General features: G+C 38.9%; 20 protein-coding genes and 1 other annotated feature. Of the genes, 1 reads left to right on the top strand and 19 read right to left on the bottom strand.

Going from position 1 to position 19229, the window contains the following annotated elements; all coding sequences use genetic code 11:
- The first annotated feature begins 76 nt into the window (after positions 1-76).
- Positions 77-286, top strand: coding sequence for a DUF2536 family protein (locus tag J2Y03_RS15090; RefSeq protein ID WP_207909405.1), 210 nt, complete (start codon positions 77-79; stop codon positions 284-286).
- 22 nt (positions 287-308) lie between these two features.
- Here J2Y03_RS15090 and J2Y03_RS15085 read toward each other — a convergent pair whose 3' ends face one another.
- The 19 genes from J2Y03_RS15085 to mnmA form a co-directional block, all read right to left on the bottom strand.
- Positions 309-974 (bottom strand): YrrS family protein, encoded by a 666-nt coding sequence (locus tag J2Y03_RS15085; RefSeq protein WP_310195438.1) that lies wholly within the window; start codon positions 972-974, stop codon positions 309-311.
- 104 nt (positions 975-1078) lie between these two features.
- A complete protein-coding gene (locus tag J2Y03_RS15080; protein WP_310195437.1) occupies positions 1079-2845 on the bottom strand; it encodes a peptidoglycan D,D-transpeptidase FtsI family protein in 1767 nt (588 codons plus the stop codon).
- A gap of 66 nt (positions 2846-2911) precedes the next feature.
- A complete protein-coding gene (gene greA, locus J2Y03_RS15075; RefSeq protein WP_310195436.1) occupies positions 2912-3388 on the bottom strand; it encodes a transcription elongation factor GreA in 477 nt (158 codons plus the stop codon).
- Positions 3389-3549: 161 nt separating this feature from the next.
- The gene (udk, locus tag J2Y03_RS15070; protein ID WP_132088628.1) at positions 3550-4185 is read right to left on the bottom strand and encodes a uridine kinase; all 636 of its coding nucleotides are present in this window, start codon (positions 4183-4185) and stop codon (positions 3550-3552) included.
- A gap of 1 nt (position 4186) precedes the next feature.
- Complete coding sequence (locus J2Y03_RS15065; RefSeq protein WP_310195435.1) at positions 4187-5458, bottom strand: peptidase U32 family protein; 1272 nt, start codon at positions 5456-5458, stop codon at positions 4187-4189.
- 16 nt (positions 5459-5474) lie between these two features.
- Positions 5475-6404 (bottom strand): peptidase U32 family protein, encoded by a 930-nt coding sequence (locus J2Y03_RS15060; RefSeq protein ID WP_132088634.1) that lies wholly within the window; start codon positions 6402-6404, stop codon positions 5475-5477.
- Positions 6405-6410: 6 nt separating this feature from the next.
- Positions 6411-7052 (bottom strand): O-methyltransferase, encoded by a 642-nt coding sequence (locus tag J2Y03_RS15055; RefSeq protein ID WP_132088637.1) that lies wholly within the window; start codon positions 7050-7052, stop codon positions 6411-6413.
- A gap of 148 nt (positions 7053-7200) precedes the next feature.
- A complete protein-coding gene (gene mltG / locus J2Y03_RS15050) occupies positions 7201-8334 on the bottom strand; it encodes an endolytic transglycosylase MltG (RefSeq protein ID WP_310195433.1) in 1134 nt (377 codons plus the stop codon).
- A 305-nt stretch (positions 8335-8639) separates the two neighbouring features.
- On the bottom strand, positions 8640-8930 hold the full coding sequence (locus tag J2Y03_RS15045) for a DUF1292 domain-containing protein (protein WP_132088644.1): 291 nt from the start codon (positions 8928-8930) through the stop codon (positions 8640-8642).
- 12 nt (positions 8931-8942) lie between these two features.
- On the bottom strand, positions 8943-9359 hold the full coding sequence (ruvX, locus tag J2Y03_RS15040; protein ID WP_132088647.1) for a Holliday junction resolvase RuvX: 417 nt from the start codon (positions 9357-9359) through the stop codon (positions 8943-8945).
- A 3-nt stretch (positions 9360-9362) separates the two neighbouring features.
- Complete coding sequence (locus J2Y03_RS15035; RefSeq protein WP_045517822.1) at positions 9363-9629, bottom strand: IreB family regulatory phosphoprotein; 267 nt, start codon at positions 9627-9629, stop codon at positions 9363-9365.
- An 84-nt stretch (positions 9630-9713) separates the two neighbouring features.
- Complete coding sequence (alaS, locus tag J2Y03_RS15030) at positions 9714-12347, bottom strand: alanine--tRNA ligase (RefSeq protein WP_310195429.1); 2634 nt, start codon at positions 12345-12347, stop codon at positions 9714-9716.
- A gap of 50 nt (positions 12348-12397) precedes the next feature.
- Positions 12398-12614 (bottom strand) — a binding site (T-box leader).
- A gap of 62 nt (positions 12615-12676) precedes the next feature.
- Entirely contained in the window at positions 12677-13756 is a 1080-nt protein-coding gene (locus J2Y03_RS15025; protein WP_132088655.1) for an AI-2E family transporter, read from the bottom strand.
- A 94-nt stretch (positions 13757-13850) separates the two neighbouring features.
- Positions 13851-13985, bottom strand: a complete 135-nt coding sequence (locus J2Y03_RS15020) for a YrzQ family protein (protein WP_132088659.1) — start codon at positions 13983-13985, stop codon at positions 13851-13853.
- 27 nt (positions 13986-14012) lie between these two features.
- Positions 14013-14204: a hypothetical protein gene (locus J2Y03_RS15015; protein ID WP_132088661.1), complete on the bottom strand. Its 192-nt coding sequence runs from the start codon at positions 14202-14204 to the stop codon at positions 14013-14015.
- Between the two features lie 11 nt (positions 14205-14215).
- Entirely contained in the window at positions 14216-14692 is a 477-nt protein-coding gene (locus J2Y03_RS15010) for a PRC-barrel domain-containing protein (RefSeq protein WP_132088664.1), read from the bottom strand.
- 33 nt (positions 14693-14725) lie between these two features.
- Positions 14726-17134: an SF1B family DNA helicase RecD2 gene (recD2, locus tag J2Y03_RS15005; RefSeq protein ID WP_310195426.1), complete on the bottom strand. Its 2409-nt coding sequence runs from the start codon at positions 17132-17134 to the stop codon at positions 14726-14728.
- A gap of 34 nt (positions 17135-17168) precedes the next feature.
- Positions 17169-17822: a tetratricopeptide repeat protein gene (locus J2Y03_RS15000; RefSeq protein WP_310195424.1), complete on the bottom strand. Its 654-nt coding sequence runs from the start codon at positions 17820-17822 to the stop codon at positions 17169-17171.
- Positions 17823-18101: 279 nt separating this feature from the next.
- The gene (mnmA, locus tag J2Y03_RS14995; RefSeq protein WP_310195423.1) at positions 18102-19220 is read right to left on the bottom strand and encodes a tRNA 2-thiouridine(34) synthase MnmA; all 1119 of its coding nucleotides are present in this window, start codon (positions 19218-19220) and stop codon (positions 18102-18104) included.
- Positions 19221-19229 lie beyond the last annotated feature (9 nt).

Below are 19229 nucleotides of genomic sequence, written 5' to 3'. Positions count from 1 at the left end.
TTTCCGCTCACTTTGAAATATTCATTGCTTACAATGTAAGTAATTACTAAAATGTACATATGGAAAGGATGATACGATGTTGAATTTTAAACTTGATTTTATTGAGGACAAAGTAGAGTTTTTTGAGGCAACAGATCTTAAAGTTTTAGAAAAGAAAATCGAAGGAAAAATTGAGGAAAATAAAGCAATTCTATTAGGGGTACATTCAGTTTCCCATCAAATGTATGTTAGCGAAAAAGGGCAAACATTCTATACCGCAGTAGTACACTTTAAACGAAAAAAATAGGATGGAGACCCCATCCTATTTTTTACTCTATTGCAGAAAGCTCTTCAACCTTTACAGGCCTCCAGCCTTCCCCGTCCACCCACTCCAGATAAACATTATATTTTTGTGTTTTGTCTTTAGATGCAACGGTACTAAACGAACCATTTCCAGTTGTTTTATCGCGGCCTAACCAATAAACCGTCAAATTGCTTTCTTCCAGTCCTGTTGCATATGAAATGGCCTTTAGCATTTCCTGCCAATCAACGCTTGTGCTGTCATATACTGGAGTATGTTCACCAGCTTGTACAGTCCCTACAGGCTTCCAAGCAGGGTTTTCAATTGTTCTTAGAACGCTCGAAGATCCATCACCCTCGGTTACCACGGCCTGTGATTCATCTTCATGTTCAGTTGCTGCGGCTTCTTCACTTTCTTTATCCGTACTTTCCTCTAGTTCTGTAGCTTCCTTAGCTTTCTCACTCACAGCTTTACCTTCAGTGTCTTTATTCTCTTTTTCTGAGGTCTGATTGGCTGCCGTTTTTGTATCTTCCTTTTTAGGAGTTGCCTGATCATCACCTGATAAAAAAATAGTGTAGGCAACAAAGAAAATAAGTGCTAGCACGATAACAATTAGACTATTCAAGATGAGGTTCGTTTTCTTTCTTTTAGCCCGATAACCTGAACGTGAGCCAGATTGGAAATCGTTACTCATAAAAATCCCTCCAAATAGAAAAGCGCATACGCTTTTGCGCTATAGTTAAACAATTAATATGGCTGTCAACATTCTAACACGAATTGGATTGAACTTGAAGAATTTTAATCGTTTTGTAATCCATTGTCATTTTCATATAACATTTTAACCATATCAGCAAACAATACGTTTACTCCGCCTTCTGTGTCAATTACATCCAGATTTACTGCGACAAGCGCGTATTTAGGATTTTGGTATGGGAAATAACCTGCGAACCACTTATTATGCAATTGTTTATCATTTTCATATTTTCCTGTCTCAGCCGTTCCTGATTTTCCAGCCACCTCGTAGGGGAGATCTTGAAACCATTTCCCAGTCCCGTTCGGGTTTACAACAACCTCTCTTAACAATTTCTGAAGTTTCATAGCACTGTATGGTGAAATGGTGTCACCAGATAACTCTTGTTTTTCAAAGGTAACCATCGTAGTTCCGTTTTTATACTCTATTTTAGAGGCAGTTCGAACCATTTCCTTTTTGCCGCCTCTCGCAATCGTTGCCATCATATTGGCAACTGCCAGAGGGGTTGCCCGAACCTCATGCTGACCAATTCCTGACATAGCGGCAAAGTTTGGGTCTTTTTTTGCCTCCTCTGTCAAAAACACTCTTCCTTTATCTTCATCCACAAGCTGTTTAAAATTATTGGTATGATAGACTTCCCCCTGCCAGCCTACCGTGCCCGTTAACGACAATTTCTCAGCATAATCCGTAAGCATTTCCTTATCTACTTTTTGCAGCTCCTTTGCCAATTCACCGAAGGTTCGGTTACAGCTCCTCGCAAAGCTTTCTGTAAATGAGAGCATACCATAATTATATTTCAATTCAGGTTCACCATTAATTTTCTGACTACAATTAAATAACCTTGTCGGGTAATCAAGATTTTGATCAATGGCCGCCGCTGCAACCACTGTTTTGAAGATTGAACCCATTATTTCTTGCTTCAACATTCGGTTGGTAATTCCTGAACCGCTATAAGGATCCTTTTGATTGATTGCCGGGCGTGAAACAGAGGCTAGGACACTATTGCTTTCAATATCAAGAAGCACTAATCCACCTTTTTTTATACCATGCTTGTCTACTAATTCTTCAGATTTTTGCTGTAAACTTCTATCAATCGTTGTTCTTACATTTACAGGATAGAAGGGATTTGCAGGATCAACGTACTTTACATTTATTCCAAATAACGGGGCTCCATCTCCATCAACATGATAGACGAGTTTAGAGTTTCCTTCAGGTAATAGGAATTCATCAAAACTTTCCTCTAGACCCGAAACACCAATAAGTGTTTTCTCAGAGAGATCCTTATCGGGATAGCGTTTTTTTAATACCTCAGTATTTTCTCCTGTAAGACCAAGTAATTGCTCTGCAGGTATTTCTGTACGTTCGAATTTCTTTTCAATCGCAAATACGCCGGGAATCTCTAGTTTGTTAATTTTATCCATTTGCAATGAGGTTAGCTCTAATGGCTGTGGTTCTCCATAAGCAAAAGGCTTTTTTGCTTGATCTAATGCGCTTATTAAATTGCTCTCTGATATCCCAGAAATCGACGAGACCGCTTCAGAATCCCAAGTCATGTTTTTTAAAAAAGGAAAGAGTACTAGGACAGATACTTTTTTATGGGTAAGCATATCCCCATTCCGATCGAGAAAATTACCTCGACCATTATCGATCACTAATTCTTGTGTTCTTTGCTTTACGCTTTCTTCCAATAAATTTACGTTATGCTTCGAAAATGTTTCTGTCTGGACTAGCTGAATTTGAATTAAACGTGCTGTAAGAACCATTAGCCCCGCTATACAAAGAATAAGTAATCCCTTTATACGTCTACGTATCATAAAAAAACACCTCGTCAAAAGTTTTGACGAGGTGCTCCCATTTCAAACATATGGATGAAAAATCAATTACTTTATTGAGGTAATACGAACGCTCATTTCACCGCCTGGTGTTTGAACAGACACTTGATCGCCTATTTTTTTACCAAGTAAGCTCTTTGCTATAGGAGAATCGTTAGAGATTTTTCCTTCGAACGGATCTGCCTCTGCACTACCGACGATTGTATAAGTTTCTTCATCGCCATTAGGAAGTTCAACGAATGTCACTGACCTTCCTAATGTAACAGAGTCACTCGCCATGTCGCCTTCTTCAATAATTTTAGCATTGCGGATCATATTTTCTAAAGTAGTAATCCGACCTTCCACAAATGCCTGCTCTTCCTTCGCAGAATCATATTCAGAGTTTTCGGATAAATCCCCGAAACTTCTTGCAATTTTAATTCTTTCTACCACTTCTTTACGCTTAACCGATTTTAAATGATCAAGCTCCTGAATCAGTTTGTCCTTACCCGCCTGTGTCATTGGAAATACTTTTTCTATCGCCAAAACTCTCACTCCTTCTAGTCTTCACAATCCCCCATAGATTGTGTTTATTAATGATATGTAGGTATCACATAAATACATAGCAGCGCGTCCTCTTAAAAGGGCGCGCAACTTGTATTCATCCAATATGGATTGCATTGTAAATTAATCTTTACGCTATTGTTTCATAAAAATGACTTTTGTTCAAGAATTGTTTGTACTTTTGTGACCATTAAATCAATCGCCACATGATTTTGCCCGCCCTCAGGGATAATGACATCCGCATATCTCTTTGTTGGTTCAATAAATTGGTTGTGCATCGGACGAACAACATTCGTATATTGGTCGATAACAGAATCTAATGTCCGTCCGCGCTCTTTAATGTCACGTGACAACCGCCTAATGATTCGAATATCAGCATCAGTATCAACAAAAAGCTTGATATCCATCAGATTACGTAACCGTTCATCTTCAAGTACAAGTATTCCTTCTAAAATAATTACATCTTTAGGTTCAACTTCTATAATTTCATTTGAGCGAGTATGGAGTGCATAATCATAAATTGGCTTTTCAATCGGCTCGTATCGTAACAGTTTTTGAATATGTTCGATGAGCAAATCATTGTCAAAAGCAAGTGGATGATCATAATTCGTCTTTAATCGTTCCTCAAACGGTACATCACTTTGGTCTTTATAATAATAATCCTGCTGAAGCATGGTAATAGAATGACCTTTAAAGCTTTCATAAATTGCTTTTGTAACACTAGTTTTTCCTGAGCCTGATCCTCCAGCAACACCAATAACGACCGGTTTGCGCATCAACCTAGTTCTCCTTCCGCATCATGTTGTTAGGGTAAACCGGTTTGTCCAATTTAAATTGTACAATTTGAAGCGGATGTCTCGCAGCATCCAATTCATTACCTTTTTCGTCCCAGACTTTATCAATCACATGTGTAAAGTTTTGAATTTCCGGACCAAAGAACTCAACTTCCTGCCCCGGTTTGAAGTGGTTTCGTTGTTGAAGGGTAACCATTTGTGTTTCTTCGTTGTAATCCAACACAAGACCGACAAATTCAAACTTTGTCTTCTTGCTATGATTACCAAACATCTGCTCTTTATACCCCGGAACTCCTTCAAAGAATGCAGGAGCCGTTTCACGGTTTGCACATTTGTCCAGCTCTTCTAGCCATTCACGCTTAATGACGAAGTTATCTGGGTCTGCACAATAGGCATCAATCACTTTCCGATAAACACTTACTACGGTTGCGATGTAGTGTATTGATTTCATCCGGCCTTCAATTTTCAAGCTATCAATGCCAATCTCAATCATTTGAGGAATCGCTTGTATTAGGTTAAGATCCTTTGGGCTCATCGCAAATGGCGCGTCATTCTCACTATAAAGTGGCACTTCAGTGGAATTGCCCTCTAATTGATATAAATCATAATCCCAGCGGCAAGACTGGCAGCAGCCGCCTCGGTTAGAATCCCTTGCTGTCATGTGATTACTTAACGTACAACGTCCAGAATAAGCAATACACATAGCACCATGAATAAAGATTTCAATTTCAACATCAACTTTTTCTTTCATTTCTCTAATTTCTTCTGCACTTGTCTCCCGTGCTAAAACAACACGTTCAGCACCACTTTCTTTCCAGAATTGAGCTGTTTTCCAGTTTGAAATCGATTGCTGCGTACTAATATGAATTTCAATTTCCGGCGCAAGTCTGCGGCATGTTTCAATAATTAATGGATCTGCAACAATAATCCCGGCTATACCTGTTTCTTTTAAGCCAAGGATATAGTCTTCTAAACCATCAAAATTCTCATTATGAGCAAAGATATTCGTTGTAACATATATTTTTGCCCCATATTTTTTTGCGAATTCTACGCCTTCCTTCATTTCTTCAAATGTAAAGTTATCAGCATTTGAACGGAGGCCATATTCCTGGCCGCCAATAAATACGGCATCTGCGCCATATTGTACGGCAATTTTTAATTTTTCAAGATTTCCTGCTGGAGCAAGGAGTTCTGGCTTTTTCACAATCACACGTTTTCCGTCAATGATTTCAGAGATTTTATCTTTAACTGTATCCACGATTGAACTCCTCCTTTTAATAAACTGTTTCTTTGAAAAAGAATCCTGTATCTAATTTGCGGTTTGCTGGCTGAACATCCTCTATTGCTGCTAAAAGTTCATCTTTTTTGTCATCGTATAAATCTGGGTCCTCAAAGTATAAATCAATCGCTTCACGATACGCCTTTGTTACTGCAAGAAGATATTCTGAAGACTTTAATATCCCATCAATCTTGAATGAGTCTACTCCAGCTTCTAACATTTCTTGGAGCTCATCGATCATACAAATATCATTCGGACTCATAATATGGGTTCCATTCTCGTCCTCAAAAATCGGATATTTATTTTCTCTTTCTTTATCGTGTAAAAACATATTTTTTTCCATTTTACGGTTTTCAATTTCCATTACTTTCCCTTGGTATTCATAATAATTACCTAGAAGGGAACGCTTGGATTGGAACATACAGCTCATACCATGAACCAGTACCTCTATTTCGACCTCAGCTTTTTCTTTGATTTCCACGATTGACTCCATATTGATTTCACGTGCAAGCACCGCTCTTTTTGCACCTTTTTGACCCCAATAGTTACATGAAAACCAATTTGTTCCTAGTGTTTCCGTACTCCAATGAAGCTTCATGTTTGGCGCCACATCACGAGCGGTCAATAATACTGCAGGGTCACCAAAAATAATCGCATCCGCATTCGCTTCAACTACAAATTTAATATAGTCATCTAACTCGGCTACTTTTTCATTATGAAAGATAGCATTGATTGCCACATAAACTTTTTTACCCTGTGCATGTGCTAATTCAATTGCTTGTCTTACTTGTTCACGGTTAAATTCACCTGCTAAACGTAAACCATATCTCTGTTCCCCAATCACAAATGCATCTGCTCCAGCTATAGCCAGCGGTGAAATATCGTCGATTGATAATGGGGTAACTAATAATTCGGGTTTTTTCAAAATGATTCACCTCTTCTTTTTACTAATGGCGATTCCATCTCCAACTGGGAGAATAACAGTATGATACTCCGGGTGTTTCATCAGCCATTGGTTAAAACCATCTATTTTCTTGACCAAGTTACGAATCCGTTTCGATTCAATATCGGATTGTGTAACGAGTCCTTTAAATAAAACATTATCACTTATGATGATTCCATCATCACTAAGGTATTTCGAGTACATCTCAAAGAATTTTTTATATTGACCTTTTGCTGCGTCAACAAAAATGGTATCGTATGGTGCTTGTTCACGGACAAGCTCCTCGACTTCAAGGGCGTCGCCTTTAATTAATTGAATCTGTTTCCCAAGCGCTGAACGTTCGATATATTCTTCAGCGGCATGGATTCTATCTATATCTCTTTCAATCGTCACAATAGCAGCGTTTGGAAGAGCCTCAGCCATTCGTAATGCAGAATAACCAATTGCTGTACCAACCTCGAGAATTTTTTTCGAGTCCTGAATCCTTAAAAATTGCAGCAACGCTTCAATTCCCACAAGCTCCATAATCGGTACTTTATTTTCTATTGCATAATTTTCCATTTCGATAAACAATGGTTCACGTCCTGGAATTAGTTCCTCAATATAAGAATGCAGTTTATCATTCAACAAACTGCCATCACCTGCCTCTATCCATTAAAAGCATTTTCACCACTTAGACATGAAAAAATAGCGTTCAAATAAACGCTATTACTGCTCATAAAACACTGAACTATTTTACCACAAACAAAGAGGAAAGAAAACCTTTCCCCCTTTATATTCATTTATTGGTAATATACTTTGCTTTATCTTCATTATGCTCATCCAATGTATTATTAAAAAGAACTTCCCCTTCACTAGTTGCAAGGAAATATAAATACTTCGTATCAGAAGGATTCATTGCAGCCTCGATTGATTCCTTACCCGCATTCGCTATCGGTCCAGGTGGCAGACCATTATGTTTATACGTATTATAGGGGGAATTCACTTCTAAATCCTCATATAATACCCTTTCCTTGTGTTTTCCTTGTGCATAAAGAACAGTCGGGTCTGTTTGCAAAGGCATCCCTTGTTCTAAGCGATTATAAAATACACTCGAGATATCTTTACGATCCGCCTTTTCCGTTGCCTCTTCCTCAATTAAAGAGGACATTGTTAATAACTGGTGAGCTGTTAACTCCTCCTTATTAGATTCAGCGAGTATAGGTGTTATCACCTTTTTAGTTTGGTCCAGCATTGTAACGACTATTTCTTCTATTGTCGGATTCTGTTTGTAAAAAGGATAAGTTGCCGGAAACAAATAACCCTCTAGTGGATATTTAATATTTGGATTTAGTATGTCTGTTGTTAATAAATCCGGATATTTAGCCATCATAGATTGGATGAATGTTTTATCATTTAATTGATTAAAAACTTCTTCTTCCGGTTTATTCACTGTCTTAGCGATAATTTGAGCGATTTCATTTAACTGTTTACCTTCAGGTATGGTTAACTGAAAGGCAGCCTTTTGGAGTACCTTTCCAGTTTTTAATCGATTGATAATTTCTGGTATTTCCATTGAGGGACTCAGTTCATATTCCCCAGCCATAAAACCTGCTTCATTTTTTAATTTAACATAGTATTTAAAGACTCGAGCATTTTTAATGATTCCATTAGCTTCTAGTTTTTCAGAAATCCCTGTTACGGATGAACCGATTGGTATTTCTACCTTTTTCTGTACTTTACTATCCTTGTCAACCGGCTGAAGTGCTGACTTGATGTAGAGATAACCCCCTCCACCAATAAAGACGAAGATTAAAAGGGTTAAAATTGTTATCGTTAAAACAATTTTACGAACAATTCTTGCCTCACTTTGGTGCTCAAGCATTTTTTTTCGAATTACCTCTTTTTTCGAGTTTGTTTCTTCTGTTGACATTTAATTGCCCTCCCATATAGCAGTGAAACATATATCTTTCAAACTCTTTTTATACATTTTGTAAATTGCGTATCAGATATTATTTCAGCATATATAGCGAAAAATGTCAATTTTTCACGAAAAGTGTAAGCGCTTTGACCAGGGGCGACAGGCATAAGACGAGCCGGCTAGAAGGTTGTTCTTTAACCTTCTGGACGGATTGGCTTATGACCCCGAGCTCCTAAGCGCTGGAACTGGACAAATGCGAAAGCGCCTTCAAAACGTAACAAAAAAACGATCCTTCTTCAGGATCGTTTTTACAGGTTTTATTCTTCGTCTTCTTGTTCATCAAAGAAGGTATTAAGCATTTCTTCAACCATATCCCATTCTTCTTCTGTTTCGATTGGGATTAATTCCCCTTCGCCGTCCTCATCATTAGGATTGAAGGCATAGGCATGAATCTCAGGACCCTCTTCATCGTCTTCTACTCCACCGATCTGTTGAAACAAAACGTAAGACTTTCCAAAGTCTTCTGATTCAAATGTAAAAAGTACTTCACATAATTGTTCGTTACCTTTTTCATCTACAATTGTAATTTGATTTTCTCCGTGTTCCATAACTTCACCTCATTAATTTTTGCTATCAAGATAGCCTTGTAAAATCATTACTGCTGCCAATTTATCAATGACTTTCTTTCGCTTTTTACGGCTGACATCCGCTTCAAGTAAAACCCGTTCCGCTGCCATCGTCGTTAAACGCTCGTCCCATAAAATGGTTGAAACTGAAAATTGATTTTCAATTTGCTCTGCGTATCGTTGACTAGCTTCACCACGGGGACCAATAGAACCGTTCATATTCTTTGGCAGACCGATGACTACCTGACTAATTCCATACTCTTTTATTAATTGACCAATTTCGTCAAAACCAAACTTATTTTTTTCTTCGTCGATTTTGAGGGTTTTGAGGCCCTGTGCAGTCCAGCCAAGTTCATCGCTAATGGCAATACCGACTGTCTTCGAGCCTACATCTAATCCCATAATCCGCATTTCTTAACCCTCACGTCGTTGTTTTAAATAGGATTTTACTAATTCTTCAATAATTTCGTCCCGCTCAAGTTTACGAATGATATTTCTAGCATCCCGATGACGGGGGATATAAGCTGGATCTCCGGAAAGTAAATATCCGACGATTTGATTAATTGGGTTATACCCTTTTTCCTGTAAGGCCTCATAAACTTGAAGGAGAACATCATTTACATCATGTTCAAAAGGCTCTTCAGGAAAATTAAACCTCATCGTTTTATCAAATGAGCTCATTTCATGCACCTCGCATTTTTAGTAGAGGAGAGAACTACCATTATTACCTATTTTATCTACATTTTACACTACTTTGTCTCATTATCAAATTGATTTTACCCATTCATCTACGAATTGCAGGGCAGAATCAAGTTTTTCCGGATCTTTCCCACCAGCCTGAGCCATATCTGGACGGCCGCCGCCGCCTCCGCCACATCTTGTAGCGACTTCTTTGATTAATTTACCAGCATGATAACCCTTGTCAATTAGGTCCTTGGTTACCGCAGCAATTAAATTGATCTTTCCTTCATTCACACTTCCAAGTAGGATAACAGCTGATCCAACTTTTTGTTTCAAATCATCAGCCATATTTCGCAGGTTATTCATATCAGATGCTTGAACCCTTGCAGCCAATACGGTTACACCATCAATTTGCTTTGCCTTAGAAACAAGATTACCCGCTTCAATATTTCCTAATTTAGCAGCAAACGATTCGTTTTCCCGCTGAAGCTGTTTGATTTCAGCCATTAAGACTTCAATCCTGTTTACTACTTCTTTAGGATTGGTTTTTAACTTGTCTGCTGCATCCTTTAATAACCCGACTTGGTCATTCATTAATTGGTAAGCAGACTCACCTGTAACTGCCTCAATTCTTCTTGTACCAGCACCGATTCCGCCTTCGGAAACAATTTTAAACAGCCCGATGACAGAGGTATTAGGTACGTGGCAGCCACCGCAAAGCTCTAAGCTATAATCGCCAACCTTTACAACACGAACAATATCACCATATTTTTCACCGAAGAGTGCCATTGCTCCCATTGCTTTTGCTTCTGCAATTGGCTTTTGGCTTATATCCACTTCAATATTCTTCCAAATTTTCTCGTTAACTATTTTCTCAATTTCCTCTAATTCTTCTGGTTTTATTTGACCAAAATGGGAAAAGTCAAAACGGAGACGATCTGGTTCCACGAGTGATCCTGCTTGGTTTACATGTGTTCCCAGTACATCCTTCAATGCCTGATGAAGCAAGTGTGTAGCCGTATGATTCTTGATAATTTGCACGCGATTTTCTTGATTAACAGTTGCAGTCACTGTTGCATCTGTCTTTAAGATTCCAGACTCCACTACTGCTTTATGAAGATTTTGACCGTTAGGTGCTTTTTGTACATCCTTTACAGCAACGGCAACACCGTCAGCATAAATCATTCCACGATCGGCAATTTGCCCGCCGCTTTCTGCATAAAATGGTGTTACATCAAGAATGAGCTGTACCTCATCTCCACTAAATACTTCCTCGGTTAATTCACCATCTTTAATGATTGCCACAACCCTAGAGCTAGTTTGAAGCTGGTCATAACCAACAAACTGACTTTCTACTTTAATGTCCCCTAACACACCGCCCTGAACCTGCATGCTGCCAACGTCATGACGAGCGGCACGAGCACGCTCCCGCTGAGATTCCATTTCCGTTTCAAAACCAGCGTGGTCTAGCTTCATGCCCTCCTCTTCTGCATATTCCTCTGTTAATTCAACAGGGAAACCATAGGTATCATAAAGACGGAAGACATCACTTCCGGAAACGGTATTGCTGCCTTTTTCCTTTTCCTTTTTAATTACATTGCCGAGGATTGCTAACCCTTCATGTAACGTTTCGTGGAAACGTTCTTCTTCGTTTTTAATGACTTTTTGAATAAACTCCGTCTTGTCTTTTACCTCTGGGTAGAAATCGTGCATGACCTCTCCTACCACTGGAACAAGTTCGTACATAAATGGACGATTGATATTGATTTGCTTTGCATAACGAACGGCCCTGCGTAGTAAGCGGCGTAATACATATCCACGTCCTTCGTTCGAAGGCAATGCTCCGTCTCCAACAGCAAAGGCAACGGTACGAATGTGGTCTGCAATGACTTTAAATGCAGTATCCTGTTCTTTATCAACACCATATTTCACACCAGAAATCTCTTCTGTCGCTCTAATAATAGGAATGAACAAATCCGTATCAAAGTTTGTAGGAACGTTTTGAACGACGGAAGCCATTCTCTCTAAACCCATTCCGGTATCAATGTTTTTCTTTGGCAGCGGTGTATAGGTCCCGTCCGGGTTATGGTTAAACTGAGAAAATACGAGATTCCAAACCTCTAAATAGCGCTCATTTTCTCCACCAGGATATAATTCCGGGTCTGTTGGGTCATCCCCATACTCTGGACCGCGGTCATAGAAAATCTCCGTATTAGGACCGCTTGGACCTTCACCAATGTCCCAAAAGTTCCCTTCAAGACGGATAATACGCTCCTCTGGAATACCGATTTCTTTATTCCAAAGTTCATATGCTTCATGGTCCTCGGGGTGAATGGTAACGGAAAGTAGTTCTGGGTCCCAGCCAATCCATTTCTTATCCGTTAAGAATTCCCAAGCCCAATTAATGGCTTCTTCTTTAAAATATTCGCCAATGGAAAAATTCCCAAGCATTTCAAAAAAAGTATGATGACGAGCTGTTTTTCCGACATTTTCAATGTCGTTCGTACGAATGGATTTTTGAGCATTCGTAATCCTTGGATTATCTGGAATAACCCGTCCATCAAAATATTTTTTTAATGTTGCTACTCCACTATTAATCCACAGTAGTGATGGATCGTCGTGGGGAACAAGCGGCGCACTCGGTTCTACAGCATGGCCTTTTTCCTGAAAAAAATCTAAATACATTTTTCGAATTTCCGAACCAGTCAAGTATTTCATTTTTAGACCTCCTTTAATTTAAAAAAGAACACAAAAAAGCCCTCATCCCTAACAGGGACGAGAGCTAACTCGCGGTACCACCCTGATTATGTACACAAAAATACGTGTGTTCATCTCTCAAATAACGCCTTAACGCGGCAATGACGGCAGTGGTTAGCTGCACTCCGGACTAGCCTTCTGTTATCCTTCATCTAGAGCTTCTCACAGCCAAGGAAGCTCCTCTCTTAAAGATGGACTACAACATACTCGGTCCTTCAACATGTTAATCCAAAATATTCTATAAAGGGATTATAGCCACACAAAAAACGTTTGTCAATCTGATTGCAGCATTATGGTACTGGTTCCTTTACTTTTTTGCGCATGAAATGATTTTTGGTATGAAGGATGCTAACTTTAAGGACAACAAGTACCGGTACCGCTACAATCATTCCAATGATTCCGCCAACTTCCCCTCCAGCTGTTAAGGCAAGCATAATCATTAATGGGTGCATATGCAGGCTTTTCCCGACGATATACGGTGACAGAATATTCCCTTCTAAAAATTGCAATCCAAAAACAATCGCCATTGTAATAATCACTAATTTCGTGGAGCTCGTTGCAGCGATAATCACTGCTGGAACTGCTCCTATAATCGGACCAAAATAAGGGATTACGTTTGTGACTCCAATGATTAGACCTAATAGTAAGGGATATTTTAAATGAAAGATCCAAAATAAAATCGAGGAAAGGCTGCCGATGATGAGACAGACCAGGAGCTGACCTCTAATGTAGCTCCCAAGTGATTCATCGATATCTCTAAGAAATCGAGTTCCCTTTCTGCGCCAGTTTTTAGGTGTTATATACCAAACTGCTCTTTTAATAACAGTGAAATCCTTTAACATATAAAAAGCGATAAAAGGAATAATCATTATAGCAAAAGCAAAATTCAAAAAGTTAAGTAAGGAATCTGCAATTAGGGTCAGCATGGAATCTAATTTTTTTTCAAAACCAATAATCCCTTCATTGATTTGCTCCTGTAGACCATCAGGCCACTTGCGGGTATGCGATTGCAGCTCTTTAATCCAGCTACGGTATTGCTCAGCAAGGATGGGAGCACTTTCTGCAAGATCCCTTACTTGTGAAACAAACGCTGGAATTCCTTTATATAGACCGAAGCCGATACCACCAAAAAAAAGAAAATATATAGAAAATACCGCAAGTCCTCGATGTAAACCTTTTTCATGTAACTTTTCAATAATGGGGTGAAGTAAATACGTGATAAACCCTCCAATAAAGAAAGGGAGGATAATCACAATAGCCACTTTTACAATAGGTAACCATACAAATCTTATTGTTAAAAACACATAGATGGCAATAAGTAAAAGAAGCAAAAAACCGATTCGATAAAACCATTTAACCCGAATTTCCACCGATACTGTGCCTCCTTATTTCTTTATTTTTAGAGACAAATAGCGGATTTATACATAAAGCAAAAATCCCCCTTAAAAATAAGGGGGATAAATTTTAGAATAAAGCTCGTTTTACTTTTTTTGACATTCTTTTCATCTGACGCTGTGACATCATGTTGTTTCTCTGTGCTAGATTATATGCGGCCATGCCAACTCCAAATGCAACAACGGAAGTCATCACTTTATTCATACGTCTCACCTCTTCTGTAGTTTACAGTTAAATGGTGTAACGACGCTCTTCTTCTTCAAACAAATCATCTAATGAACTGAGTGTACCATCTTCCTCGACTTGGTGGGTATTGATTATACCTTTGGCAAGAGTCAGTTCAATAAAACAACTCCAGCAATAATATTGGTTTATTCCGATTTTGCCGATATCCTTGCTCTGACAATTGGGACACTTTAACATGAAAAGACACCTCACGTATGATTTACGTCTACGATAATGGCATCCTTTCCGATTGCAGGGGGCTTCTCGGATTGTATGATTTGCTTCCCTTCTGTTATATCTGAAAAGAAACCATCCGTAATTTCGTACCCTACGATTGTGCCCAATTCTTCATGAAAATATACATCCTCCAACAATCCAAGGGACTCTCCACTTTCTGAAATAAGCATTTTTCCATTTAGAGAGTGTTGATGGTGAAGAGTATATTCTGGAACTGTTTTAAGTCTTTCAAGGTTATCGTCATCTTCAATCATGACCCCATCCCCGCCAAACGATGCTACATCTTTTATGTCCAGAAAATAGGTTTGTTTGAAGAATACGCCTTTCTTGACCATCAGACCTGTTACGACCCCTTCATTCGTGATACACAAATCAGTAACTTCACCTATTCTTGCTCCAGTCTTCGCTTCAAAGACTGGTTGACCTTTTAATAACGAAAATGTTCGCAAAGAGCGCCCCACCTCCTGTGAACATTTATAGTTTTAGTCATTTACCATGAAATCATAAGGTGTAAGGTTTTCCATGCCAATCATTGGATTTACTTGCATTAATTTTTCCTCAAGCGATAAAGTCATTTCGTCGTCAGGTTCTTCCTCAACTTTTATAACTGAAATCCCTTCTTGAAGCTTTTGGGATAAAGTGGTTTGTCTGCTTTGTTCATCAGCTCTCGCTATCCCCAATCGCAGTGCTTCTTCTTCACCACACAGGATCAACGACTGTTTACTCCTTGTGATGGCTGTATAAATTAGATTTCTTTGTAACATCCGATAATAGCTTCTCGTGATTGGCAGAATGACTATCGGAAATTCACTTCCCTGGGACTTATGTACAGAACAGCAATAGGCATGAGTGATTTGATTCAAGTCTTGTCTTGTATATTCGACTTCATTCCCTTCAAAGGAAACATATACCATATCTTGTTTTTCCGTATTTTCTTTTGCATAAATAATTGAAATAATTTCTCCTATATCACCGTTAAAAACATTACTTTCGGGCTGATTGACAAGCTGCAGCACTTTATCACCGATACGATATTTTACATCCCCAAACGCAAGTTCCTTCCGGGTACCATCTGGGTTTGGATTAAATATTTCTTGTAACAATACATTTAACCTGTCAATGCCTGCTGGACCTCGATACATCGGTGCCAACACTTGAATATCTCTTGCTGAATAGCCTTTACTTTTTGCATTAAGGGCAATTTTTTCAATCACCTGAGGAATCTGAGCAGTTGAACATTTGATAAACGAACGGTCAGGCTGCTTCATGGTGACATTAGCTGGCAAATACCCCTTCTTAATATCATGTGCTAGTTCAATGATGGATGACCCTTCAGCCTGGCGATAAATATCTGTTAATCTCACCGTTGGGACAACCTCTGACCTCAATAAATCCTTTAGCACTTGACCAGGACCAACAGATGGAAGCTGATCCTCATCTCCAACAAGAATGACCTGAATATTATCAGGCAATGCTTTAAATAGTTGATTTGCTAACCATATATCAAGCATAGAGGTTTCATCCACAATCAGAATTTTCCCTTCAAGCGGACTACTCTCGTCATGATCATATCCTTCTGTCCCATTTAAGCCTAGCAAGCGATGTATCGTTACCGCAGGCAGACCTGTCGACTCACTCATCCTTTTCGCTGCTCTTCCGGTTGGAGCGGCTAGCAAAAATGGAAAAGGCTCACCCTTTTTATGGTAGTCTTTAGGCGCTAACGAACAGCCATGTAATTCTGCATAAAGCTCAACAATTCCTTTTATAACAGTGGTTTTACCCGTTCCTGGACCGCCTGTTAAGATTAACATCGGTGACATTAAGGCAGTTTGAATCGCTTCCCTTTGCGTTGGTGCATATTGGACATTTAATCTTTCTTCAAGGTTTCCTAATGCCAGTAAAAATTCAGATTCAGGAAATTGCTCGTTATATTCTGTTTGTTCAAGGATTTTGTTAATACTCGTCACAAGTCCTCTTTCTGCAAAATACAAAGAAGGAATATAGACGCGCTTTTCTTCACCAATTATTTTACCCTCTTCCTCGAGCTTCACTATCTCTGTTGAAATATCGGTAAATTCAATTTGATCGCGTTGATTATCTTCTAACAAATTTTTAACCTGTACGAGTAAATCCTCGATGTGCACGTAAACATGACCTGCTTGCATGCTTTCGTTCTCGAGTGAATAAAGGCAGGCAGCTTTTATCCTTTCGGGATGGTTCCCTTGAATCCCTAGTTGATACCCCAGCTCGTCTGCTCGGCCAAAACCAATTCCCTCAATATCCTCTACAAGCTTATACGGGTTCTTTTGAATAATATCAAGGGTGTCATCCTTATAAGTCTGATACATTCTCATCGAAAGCTGAGGGCCAAAACCATATTGATTTAAAGCCACCATAACCTGCTCAAGACCTTGGTGCTCCATCAAGGTATCGTAAAGCATTTTTGCCTTATCAGGAGGAAGCTTTGGTACAGAATCAAGCAACGATGGCTGATTTAGAATTTTTGAAATTGCATTTTCTCCTAATGTTTCAACAATGTTTTCTGCTGTTTTCTTCCCAATCCCTTTGAACATTTCACTTGATAAATAAGCCGCCACACCTTGCTTCGTTTGGGGAATATCTTTACGGAAATGCTTTGTTATGAATTGCATGCCAAACTTCGGATGATCTTTAAATTCACCAAAGAATATATAGGTTTCATGTTCATGAATCTTGGGAAAATAGCCGGTGATGACCGCTTCCTTGTCCTCATATTCATGATTCGTCTCTTCCACACGAATTCTTAATACGGTGTAAAGATTTTGCTCGTTGTGAAAAATCGTTACAAGATGTTTTCCTTTTACGAACTTACCTTGTTCGGCAAATAAATCAAGTGTGCTTTGCTTTCCCATGGGTGCTTCCTCCTTTCTATATTTTTGTAAAGTGTTATTTTGCTGTTTCTATCAACTTTTTCGCATGTCCTGCTAAAAGATGGTCTGGTTGAAACTCAAGTGCCTTATTGAACATAGCAATTGCTTTGGCCCCATTCTCTTTAAAGGCATAGGATACACCTAAATTATAATAGGCATCTGAATGAGAATCATCTAATTCTATACATTTTTCTAATTGAACAATCGCCTCATCAATTAACTCTAACTGAGCAAGACATAAACCGTACTGAAAACGTGCTTCTACATCTTCTTCATTAAGCTCGACGCTTCTCTGTAAATAGGGAAGAGCAAATTTCCCCTGATCCATTTGTAAAAGGGCTAGTCCAAGCATGAAATAATTATCACTTGAGTGCAGGCCTTTTTTCATTGCCGTTTCAAACATTTTTTTTGCTTGTTCAAACTGATCGTTACTAAAATAAATAGTACCCGCGCTATAGTAGGCCGCTGCAGCATTTTCATCTAACTGAATAGCCTTTTCGTAAAACATCAATGCTTTGTCATCATCACCAACAGCGGAAAGCACATTACCAAAATTTATGTATGCAATCGGGTCGGTCGGGTTTTCTTCAATAACCTCATTAAAAGTCTTCGCCGCCTCTTCCCACTTGCCTTCTTGCATGTATTGAACACCTAATTGGTTTTTATCCATGTTAAAATCACTCCGTTCTAATTTAAGAGTATATCATAATCTGATAAATTTTCCGTGAGTTTTACTATATTGAAGGATTACCTTATATGGTGTTTAATGGTAATTTTTGGCTAAATGTCCAAAACCTAATAAAAAATGTCCAAAAGGCATTGAAAAATGTCCAAAACCATCTGGAAATTGTCCAAAAGCCACAAAAATATATCAAAAACCCAAAATTATTCTCAAAGCACTATTATTTCTATAAAAAAACCCCCGATTCCAGCTGGAATCAGGGCTTTTTTAGCCTACATATGTTAAACGTTGACCATCTTTATATACTTCATCAATGGTTCCGCCGCCAAGACATTCATCACCATTGTAAAATACAACTGCCTGGCCTGGGGTAACCGCACGAATTGGTTCGTCAAAGATGACTTTGACTTTATTATCATCTAAAATTTGTACCGTTACTTTACTATCTTCCTGACGATATCGGAATTTAGCCGTACAAGTAAACTCCGCTGGTTTTTCCCGGTTTGAAACCCAGCTTACATCGTCACCAATGATGGAGTCTGAATAAAGCTTTTCATTATGAAAACCTTGTCCAACATAGAGAATGTTTCTTTTCAAGTCCTTGCCAATCGCAAACCAAGGTTCACCTGCACCACCAATACCTAATCCATGGCGTTGCCCGATGGTATGGTACATTAAGCCTTCATGCGTACCCATAACAACGCCATCCATCGTTTCCATTTTACCTGGTTGAGCTGGAAGGTATTGACCGAGGAACTCTTTAAAGTTACGCTCTCCAATAAAACAAATCCCCGTGCTATCTTTTTTCGTAGCTGTTGCTAGGTTTGCTTCCTTGGCAATTTCACGTACTCTAGGTTTTTCAAGATTCCCAATTGGAAACATGACTTTGCTAAGCTGCTCTTGAGATAATTGATTTAAGAAATAGGTTTGGTCCTTATTTTCATCTTTACCGCGGAGCATTTTGTATTCTCCGTCACGATATTCGACTTGAGCATAATGACCAGTTGCTAGATAATCAGCCCCTAAATTTACAGCATGCTCAAGAAAGGCTTTGAATTTAATTTCTTTATTACACATAACATCTGGGTTCGGCGTCCGTCCCGCCTTATATTCATCCAGGAAATAGGTGAATACCTTGTCCCAATATTGTTTTTCAAAATTAACTCCGTAATAAGGAATACCAATTTGATTGCAGACACGAATGACATCGTTGTAATCCTCTGTTGCTGTACAAAATCCAGTATCATCGGTATCATCCCAGTTTTTCATAAAGATTCCGATAACATCATAGCCTTGCTGTTTTAAAAGCAGTGCCGCAACGGAGGAGTCAACGCCGCCAGACATACCAACCACCACTCGTATATCTTTAGGATCCTTCCTTTCCATCTTTTTCAC

The organism is Neobacillus niacini (genome assembly GCF_031457145.1).
GTDB lineage: Bacteria > Bacillota > Bacilli > Bacillales > Cytobacillaceae > Neobacillus > Neobacillus niacini_J.
The sequence above is the reverse complement of the archived record's forward strand: the minus strand, read 5'-3'. Positions and strand labels throughout refer to the sequence as shown.